Genomic DNA, 8,772 nt, shown 5'->3' with positions numbered 1-8,772 from the left:
GTCCACCACGCCGGACAAGTGGAAATTCCGGCTGAATTCCAGCCGCAGATTTCCACTGGCACGGGTAGCTACCCGCGGGTAGCATTGAGGGACAGCTGAAGGGTTCCCACCCGAGGCGGACCCTGGCTCCAACCGGCACAACCGGCTAGAGGAGTTATCCCATGACGTCCGCCACTGACAACAGTCTCGCCGCAGCAAGCGTCAACGCCACCGCAGAAGAAGCCCGCGCCGTCGCAGAAGCCGCGCGCGAGACTGAATGGAACCGGCCCAGCTTCGCCAAAGGCCTCTACCTGGGCAGTTTTGACCTCAGCCTGGTTCATCCGTGGCCACAAGCCCGTGCGGATGACGTGGAGCGGGGCGAAGAGTTTATGGGCCGACTGGTCACGTTCGCCAAAACCATGTCCGGCCGCGTTATTGAACGGGACGCCAAAATCCCGGATGAATACCTGAAAGGCCTCGCGGACCTGGGTGTTTTCGGCATGAAAATTCCGCGCGACTACGGCGGATTGGGCCTCTCCCTGGTCTACTACGGCCGCGCGCTGGCCCTTCTGGGTTCTGTGCACCCAAGCCTCGGCGCACTCATTTCCGCCCACCAGTCCATCGGAGTCCCGGAGCCGGTCAAGGAATTCGGCACTCCCGAACAGAAGCAGGAATACCTGCCGCGTTGCGCCGCCGGCGCCATCACCGCATTCCTCCTGACAGAGCCCGACGTCGGCAGCGACCCAGCGCGGATGGGCGCCACTGCCGTATTGTCCGACGACGGCGGCTCTTACGTTCTGGACGGCGTGAAACTGTGGACCACCAACGGTGTGATCGCCGAACTGGTGGTGGTCATGGCCAGGGTCCCCGCGCACACCGATGCTGATGGCACCGAGCATAAAGGCGGCATCTCCGCTTTCGTTGTGGAGATGGACTCCCCCGGCATCACCGTAGAGAACCGCAACGCGTTCATGGGCCTGCGGGGAATCGAGAACGGGGTGACGCGCTTCCACCAAGTGCGTGTCCCCGTGGCCAACAGGCTTGGCCGGGAAGGTCAAGGGCTCAAGATCGCCCTCACCACCCTTAATACGGGGCGGCTTTCCATCCCGGGGCTCTGTGTTGCCGCCGGAAAGTGGAGCCTGAAAATCTCCCGCGAATGGTCCAATGCCAGGACCCAATGGGGGCGCCCTGTAGGCAAGCATGAAGCCGTCGGCAAGAAAATCGCCTTCATCGCTGCCACGACTTTCGCCTTGGAAGCCGTGTTTGAACTGTCCGCCGAAATGGCAGACGCCGGCCAGAAGGATGTGCGCATCGAGGCTGCGCTGGCCAAACTGTGGTCCACGGAGCTGAGCTGCCGGATCGCCGATGAACTGGTCCAGATCCGCGGCGGCCGGGGCTTCGAAACCGCCGATTCCCTTGAAGCCCGGGGCGAGCGTGCCGTCCCGGCCGAGCAACTGCTCCGGGACCTCCGCATCAACCGGATCTTCGAGGGTTCCAGCGAGATCATGAAACTCCTGATCGCCCGCGAAGCCGTGGACGCACACCTTGCCGCGGCGGGCGACCTCGCATCAGCGGACGCAAGCCTGCAGGACAAGGCGAGGGCCGCCGTCGGGGCTTCCGGCTTTTACGCCAAATGGCTGCCGAAGCTCGTGGCAGGTGCCGGCATGGATCCGCGTTCCTACGCGGAATTCGGGCGTTTGGCCAAGCAGTTGCGGTTCGTCGAGAGGTCCTCGCGGCGGCTCGCGCGGCAGACTTTCTACGGCATGGGCAGGTGGCAGGCGAAGCTCGAGCACAAGCAGGCGTTCCTGGGCAGGATCGTGGATATCGGTGCCGAGCTGTTCGCGATGGCGGCGTGCTGCTCGCGGGCCGAGATGCTGCTGCGCAAGCACCCCGAACAGGGCGCCACAGCGTTCGAGCTGGCCGAGGCGTTCTGCGAACAGGCGCGCGTGCGGGTGGACGAGTACTTTGACCAGCTGTGGAGGAACACCGACGACGCCGATCGCGGCCTCTCCCGCAAAGTCCTTGACGGAGATTACACCTGGCTGGAGGCCGGAATCCTTGACCAGTCCGAAGGCACGGGGCCGTGGATCGGTGACGCCTCACCCGGCGCCACAACCAAGCAGAACCTGCACCGGACGTACCGGTGATGAGCTAGAGCACGTCCCCGTCCACGTAGAACCATTGCTTGTCTTCCCGTAGGAACCGGCTGAGTTCGCGCTGGACGCCGCGTTCGCCGTCGAGCCTGTAGTGCGCAGCGAACTCCACGGTGCCGGTAGTGTCCAGCGGGCCGCCCTTGGCTGTGTTGAGAATGTCCAGCCTGCGCCACTGCATGTCTGAATCCAGGCCTATGGATCCGGGCCTGGTTGAGGCGTGCCAGGTTCGCAGGAGGTAAGCGGGGTCCATGACCACAAAGGCCGAATAACGGGAGCGCATCAGCTGCTCGGCTGTGGGCGCGTCGGCGTCCCCGCGGTGGAACCGGGCGCAGCAATCGTCATAAAGCTCCCCGGAAAGGCAGGGACAGGCGCCGTTGCGGAGCCGGGCGAGGTCAGGGGTCACAAGGGGCCAATCTGAAGCGGTAAATGAGAGCTGGGCAACATATTTTCCCACGTCATATAACAGCTTTGAAACAACCCCGCCAGAGGAGGGGGCGGCGCGTGATTCCGTCGGTGCTGGACCGTAGGCTGGATACGCAAGCTGGGTGGGCAATGCGCGCATCACAAAACGACAGCCAGGGGAGGCTACGTGGAGGATCCGACAACACTCGCCATCAATCTGACGTATTTGGGAACGCTGGGACTCGCTGTCCTCATGTTCCTGGGGCTCGGGTTGATCATTATCATCACTCTGGTGGTCGCTGGAGTCGGGCGGCTGCTGTCGATAGTTCTCCTGGCGATGGTAGGGATTTTCCCCAAGAAGGAAACCACGCCGATCGTGCACCTGCCGCCGCGCCCCGCCCGTGTCCCTGATCCCGTGACCGGCGTGGAGTCTCCAGCACCCGGGGAGTCTCCACTGGACGACCTCGCATACCTTGAAACCGGGTCCACTGCCCGTGTTGCTCCGGCTGCGGGGGTTGCTCCGGCTGCGGGGGTTGCTCCGGCTGCGGCCGTAGCAACTTCACCGGCACCTGCCACTCCCGCAGCTTCCGCCGCTCCTGCCGCACCCAAGCGCGACGTCCTGGCCGACGTTCGACGACGACTCTCGGGTGCGTCGGCTGTTGTCAAGGACGGAGCGTGGAAGACCAAAGTAGACCCCCGCAACCTGCCGAAGCCGGCGGAGGTCAAGTCCGTCGTCGAAAACCAGGCGGCCCACCATCCAATCGTCGTTGCGGCCACCAAGGAACCGCCGGTCCTGGCGAAGGACTGGGCTGACGCCGTGGCTGACGCGGACCGTCGTGCAGCCGCCCGCGCGCAGGCTGAGCAGCCGCCCGCCATCAAGGTGACCGTCCGCGAGCTTGACGAGCCTACTCCTGCCGCCAATGGCACAGCGCCTGGGCCGACCGACCCGGATGCTTCGGCGAAGCCGGCCGGCAGTGCAGGGTCCAACGGCGGCGGCAACGGCGGCGGGTCCAACGGCGGCGGCAACGGCGCAAAGAAATCGGGCCCGAACACTTCCAAGAATGGGAAGTCTCCAAGCCCGATCCGCAAAGGGTCGCTCAGCAGCGCCAGCCGCAACTCATAACCGCGCCTACGCGGCCAACTGCCGGAACGTCGCGCCGTGATAGATGAGCGGCTTCGATTCAGTATTAATGGTGGTTGCTTTCACTTCCAGGACGACGATCGCGTGATCCCCGGCGGGCGTCTCCGAGACAACCTCGCACTCGAAGCCCAGCACGGCGCCGTCGATCAGTACTGCACCTGAGTCACCCACGCTGGTGGCCAGCCCGGCGAACCGATCCCGCGTTTTCGAAGCCAACTGGAGCGCGGCAGCTTCCTGCCCTTCAGCGAGGACCGAGACACCCAAACGCCTGGCCTGACGGAGCTTGGGCCAAGTAGTGGAGGAGTTCTGCACCGCGAACATCACCAGCGGCGGCTCCAGTGAAACACCCACAGTAAATGAGGACGCCACCAGGGCTTCCGGCGTGAAATCCACCATCGCGCTGAACGCGGCAACTCCGGACGGAAACTGCGCAAAGGCAGCCTTTATGGCTGCTGTTTCTTCAACTGTGGTCTGTGTCATTCCGGTTCCCCTCATCGTGCGGTGCTTGAGTTCCTTTCCCATAATTCACCTGCTGGCGGGATCGGCAATATTTGTTGATCCGAAAGACATTTGTGTTGCTGCATGTCAAGAAATGTCGCGAACCAAGGCCTCTTCCATTACCTCGCAAGACGAAAAACGAAGAAGTTCTACCGCTTGCGTTTCTGCGTCCAAAAGCCGTGTGTAGCCTCGATTGAACAGTCCCACCCCTCCAGCAGTCCCCCCACAGGAAGCCGACATGAGCCTCAACGAGCTACGAACGCTTGGACGCACTGGCGCCCTGATCAGCCCGCTCACTCTGGGAACCCTGAACTTCGGCACCGGAGCCGCGCCCACAGGTCCCGCGGAGAGCATCCGCATCATCAAGGCAGCGCTCGACGCCGGCATCACCAGCATCGACACCGCGGACATCTACTCCCAGGGCGAGGCCGAAACCGTGGTTGGCCAAGCCATTCACAGCCGACGGGACGATGTATTCCTTGCCACCAAGTTCCACGGGCAGATGGGCTCCAACCCAGCGCACGCGGGCAACTCCCGCCGGTGGATCGTCCGGGCTGTGGAGGACAGCTTGCAGCGGCTGAACACGGACAGGATCGACCTCTACCAAGCGCACCGTCCGGACTACAACACCGATCTGTTGGAGACCATCACTGCCCTCAACGACCTCATCCGCCAAGGCAAGATCCTGTATTACGGCACCTCGGTGTTCAGCCCCGCCCAGCTGGTTGAGGCTCAATGGATTGCGAATACCAACCACCTGACGCCTCCTGTGGTGGACCAGGTTCCTTATTCGCTGTTGGTGCGCGCCAACGAACGCGACGTTTTCCCCATCACCCAGCAGTACGGCGTCGGGGTTTTGAGTTACGGACCGCTCGACGGCGGGTGGCTGGCCGGCGGATATCGCGTGGGTGCGGGGCAGCCTGAAAGTTCCCGATCGGCTGCCGTTCCTGGCCGTTTCGACGTCACCGCGCCCTTTAACCAGGGAAAGCTGCACGCTGCCGACGCCTTGGCCCAACTCGCAGCCCGGCATGGACTGACCCTCATCCAGCTCGCGGTGGGCTTCGCCCTGAACCACCCGGCGGTGACCAGTGTGGTGATCGGGCCCCGCACCGAGGACCACCTGACCGACTACTTGAAGGCCGCGGATGTGGTGCTGAGTGAGTCGATCCTCGATGAAATCGACGACATCGTTGCCCCTGCCGTGAACTTCCTGGAGCGCGACGCGGGCACTGTTGCGCCGCACCTTGAGTACCCGGAGTTACGACGCCGGTAGCCCCCTTCCGTTGTGAGGCCCGCTCTGCGTGGTGTGTTCTTGTTTTGACGCGCAGAGCAGGCCTCGCAACGAGCTATTGACGCAGGTTCGGCCGTGGCATGATCCTTGTCCTAAGTGCTGCGGCGCTCCGCAGCACTTAGCTTCCAGTAGAACGCCGCCGTCCCATGTCCAAGCACCCCGTCAAGCAAAGGGCAGCGAAAGCCGCCACCGCCGGGCAGCCGACCGAAGGTCCCCTGACCCCTGAAGAACTGCAACTCTCCGGCCGGAACCATTCCATGCCGCTTGAGGCCCTGCACGACGACATCACGCCGGCCGGCCTCCACTACCTGCTCATCCACTTCGACATTCCACACGTCCCCGCTGATACCTGGCGGTTACGGCTGGGGGGAGCTGTTGATCGCAGCTTTGAACTGAGCCTGGACGACATCAAAGCCCGCCCCTCTGTCACCATGCCCGTGACCATGGAATGCGCGGGAAACGGCCGGTCCCTGTTGAAACCGCGGCCCCTGAGTCAGCCGTGGGTGGTCGGCGCGGTGGGCACGGCCGAGTGGACCGGAACTCCCTTGGCACCCCTGCTGGAGGAAGCTGGTTTGGCGAGTGACGCCGTCGAACTTGTCTTCACCGGTGCGGACGCCGGAGTCCAGGGCGGCGTCGAAGAGCCTTACGCGCGCAGCCTGTCTGTGGCCGAGGCGATGCATCCCGAAGTCATGCTGGTCTACGCCATGAACGGACATCCCTTGCCGATCCAGCATGGGTTCCCCCTCCGCCTGTTGGTGCCCGGCTGGTACGGGATGGCAAGTGTGAAATGGTTGACGTCGATCGAGGCCGTGACGTCGCGGTTCATGGGATTCCAACAGGCTGTTGCCTATCACTACCTGCAAGGTCCCGACGGTCCCGGGCTGCCCGTGACCCACATTCGTGTGCGCTCCCTGATGATCCCTCCCGGCATTCCGGAATTCTTCACGCGACGCCGGATTGTGGAAACCGGTCCGGTCATGCTGCACGGCCGCGCGTGGTCCGGGCACGGCGAGGTGGAACGCGTTGAGGTGGGGATCGACGGCGAGTGGATGCCCGCGCATATTGACCCGCCCGTGGGTGATTTTGCGTGGAGGTCGTGGTCCATGGTGTGGGTCGCGAGTCCGGGTGACCATGTGCTGCGGTGCCGGGCGATGGATACATCGGGAGCGCTGCAGCCCACGGAACAGGTGTGGAACTATCAGGGCATCGGGAACAACATGGCGCAGGTGGTTGAGGTGACGGTGCGGTAGGGCTCCTGGCTGCGCCCCGCCTGCCTGCCCGCCCGGCCGCCCGGCCGAGATCGCTGAGATCGCTGGAATGCTGCGGGGTCGCCGGAACTTTCCGGGGGTTTTGGCTGGCTTCCCACGACCTCGGTGCTCCTGGCGTTCCCGCAGGGCTTGCGAGGCCCGGTTAGACTCTTCCCAATCATGAGTATCCCGTCATCTTCACCGGCAAACGTCCGAGTCGACGCCTGGCTTTGGGCGATTCGTGCCTACAAGACCCGCTCGGCGGCCACCGCTGCCTGCCGTGCCGGCCACATCCGCATCAACGGAAACCCCGTCAAGGCGTCGCAAAGCGTGATCATCGGCGACACCATCCGGGTCCGGGAATCGGGCTGGGAACGGATCCTCGAAGTCCGGAGGCTCATCGCGAAGCGTGTGGGGGCTGAGGCCGCTTCCCATTGCTTCACTGACCACACTCCCCGGCGTCCCGTTGCGCCTAAGCTCGGACTGCCCCAGCGTGACCGCGGCGCCGGCCGGCCCACCAAGAAGGACCGCCGGGATATGGAGAAGCTGCGCGGATAGGTGGTTTTCCACAGGCCGCAGTTACCGACGTGAATCTGGCTTCCCTCCCGACCTAGACTGACCGGCACAACGCCAAACAGCTGCTGGGGAGCCTGTCATGTCACGCCTTTCGTTTGCCACTTTTCCGTCTGTCCGGCCATGGACGGTGGCCGTGGGTCTCACCCTTACGCTGCTTGTGAGTGGATGCCAAGGCGGCTCTCCACCCAGCGGCAAACCCTCCGAACCAAGCACGACGACGGCGTCGCCCGCCACGAGCGCATCAGTCCCGGCTGCTTCGGCTACTCCTTCAGCATCCGCGATATATAAGCCCGCGGATGCGAAGGGGAAGGCGGAGAATGTGCCCGTTCCCGTGATGCCTGAGCTGGCGAAGGAGAACTCGAAGGCAGGGTTGGAGGCGTTTATTGGGTACTGGTACGCCGTCAAGAATCATGCCAATCAGACCGGCGACATCACGGTTCTGACTGCGCTGAGCACGCCAGAATGTCGGGTGTGCATCCACATGCAGAGGGCAGCAACTGACAGCTACCGAGACGGGCGTTGGATAGTTGGGGGAGCGCTTCACGTACCGATTGTCGATATGAAGTGGGTCCCTGGCGACGTTTCACATTCGGCGAGGGCGCAAGTCATACAAGATGCGATTGTCTATTACAACGCAGACGGAACTGAAGGACGCCCAGCCGATGCAGCTACAAACGACGCGTTTGTAGTCGTTGCCCAGTTCGGAACCTCTTGGAAAGTCGTGGACACTGGTGTCATTCGCTAACCGAACAGGCACCTTCACGCTGACACTTTTACTTGCGGTCATACTCGTTTCGACTATGGCTCAAACCGGACGGGCCGTGAGTCGCGACGAGTGGACAAGTTTGAACGAATCGAATGGGAGCGTCGATTTAGGAGCCAATTGGTCATTCGACCCCGAAACAGGCATATCGGAACCTAAGGCCGAAACGACTCCGGGCGCCGAGGACCCAAACCAGTACATGGCTGACACCCACTGTCGCGCCGATGGGCCCGATACCAAGGACCCCGGCTGCGATGCCCTCGAATGCCCAGCCACCACAACCAACACTGAAGCAGGCACCCCCGTCATCTGGAAGGAAGCCCCCAAAGCCATCACCAACCCAGGATGGACAGACTGGATCCCCGTCAGCGGACCCACCTGCCTCTACGCAGCCCAACCCGAAAACGTCCTGGCCAACATCGCCGCCCGGATCCTCACCGACTTCCAACAACTACCCATCAACCCAGGAACCCTCCAAGCCCAACCCTTCCCCCACACCCTCAAAGGCGGACCCACCAACTTCTACACCACAACCAGCGAGCAAGCCTTCGACATCACCATCCTCGGCCAAGCAGTCCACCTCACCGCAACACCCGCCAACTACACCTACACCTTCGGCGACGGCACCACCCTCGGACCAACACCAGCCGCCGGCTACTCCATCCCCGAAACCGAATGGCTCAACAACCAAACCCGCACCAGCCACAGCTACACAGAAACCG

Annotated in this window: 9 protein-coding genes and 1 pseudogene; 8 read left to right on the top strand and 2 right to left on the bottom strand. The window is 63.2% G+C overall.

The genetic code is table 11. From position 1 onward, the window contains the following. Positions 1-161 precede the first annotated feature (161 nt). The gene (locus tag HP499_RS16640) at positions 162-2,126 is read left to right on the top strand and encodes an acyl-CoA dehydrogenase family protein (RefSeq protein ID WP_172325330.1); all 1,965 of its coding nucleotides are present in this window, start codon (positions 162-164) and stop codon (positions 2,124-2,126) included. 4 nt (positions 2,127-2,130) lie between these two features. Here HP499_RS16640 and HP499_RS16635 read toward each other — a convergent pair whose 3' ends face one another. Next, on the bottom strand, positions 2,131-2,586 hold the full coding sequence (locus tag HP499_RS16635; protein ID WP_172325329.1) for a YchJ family metal-binding protein: 456 nt from the start codon (positions 2,584-2,586) through the stop codon (positions 2,131-2,133). 135 nt (positions 2,587-2,721) lie between these two features. Here HP499_RS16635 and HP499_RS16630 point away from each other — a divergent pair, with 135 nt between their 5' ends. Then, the gene (locus HP499_RS16630) at positions 2,722-3,657 is read left to right on the top strand and encodes a hypothetical protein (protein ID WP_172325328.1); all 936 of its coding nucleotides are present in this window, start codon (positions 2,722-2,724) and stop codon (positions 3,655-3,657) included. Positions 3,658-3,663: 6 nt separating this feature from the next. Here the strand turns inward: HP499_RS16630 and HP499_RS16625 are convergent, their stop codons facing one another. Further along, positions 3,664-4,155: a flavin reductase family protein gene (locus tag HP499_RS16625; RefSeq protein WP_172325327.1), complete on the bottom strand. Its 492-nt coding sequence runs from the start codon at positions 4,153-4,155 to the stop codon at positions 3,664-3,666. Positions 4,156-4,411: 256 nt separating this feature from the next. Here HP499_RS16625 and HP499_RS16620 point away from each other — a divergent pair, with 256 nt between their 5' ends. From HP499_RS16620 to HP499_RS16605, 6 genes and pseudogenes are all read left to right on the top strand, one after another. Further along, entirely contained in the window at positions 4,412-5,446 is a 1,035-nt protein-coding gene (locus tag HP499_RS16620; protein WP_172325326.1) for an aldo/keto reductase, read from the top strand. A gap of 164 nt (positions 5,447-5,610) precedes the next feature. Beyond that, positions 5,611-6,714 (top strand): sulfite oxidase, encoded by a 1,104-nt coding sequence (locus HP499_RS16615; protein ID WP_172325325.1) that lies wholly within the window; start codon positions 5,611-5,613, stop codon positions 6,712-6,714. 177 nt (positions 6,715-6,891) lie between these two features. After that, the gene (locus HP499_RS16610) at positions 6,892-7,269 is read left to right on the top strand and encodes an RNA-binding S4 domain-containing protein (RefSeq protein WP_172325324.1); all 378 of its coding nucleotides are present in this window, start codon (positions 6,892-6,894) and stop codon (positions 7,267-7,269) included. Between the two features lie 183 nt (positions 7,270-7,452). Continuing rightward, the gene (locus HP499_RS25405) at positions 7,453-7,575 is read left to right on the top strand and encodes a hypothetical protein (protein WP_256378450.1); all 123 of its coding nucleotides are present in this window, start codon (positions 7,453-7,455) and stop codon (positions 7,573-7,575) included. 46 nt (positions 7,576-7,621) lie between these two features. Next, positions 7,622-8,032, top strand: a complete 411-nt coding sequence (locus HP499_RS25235) for a DUF6318 family protein (protein WP_253951645.1) — start codon at positions 7,622-7,624, stop codon at positions 8,030-8,032. Between the two features lie 217 nt (positions 8,033-8,249). Then, positions 8,250-8,772, top strand: a pseudogene (locus HP499_RS16605) (hypothetical protein); the annotation flags it as partial.

Source organism: Paenarthrobacter sp. CM16 (genome assembly GCF_013179505.1).
Classification (GTDB): Bacteria; Actinomycetota; Actinomycetes; order Actinomycetales; family Micrococcaceae; genus Arthrobacter.
This window is presented reverse-complemented; position numbering and strand designations above follow the sequence as displayed.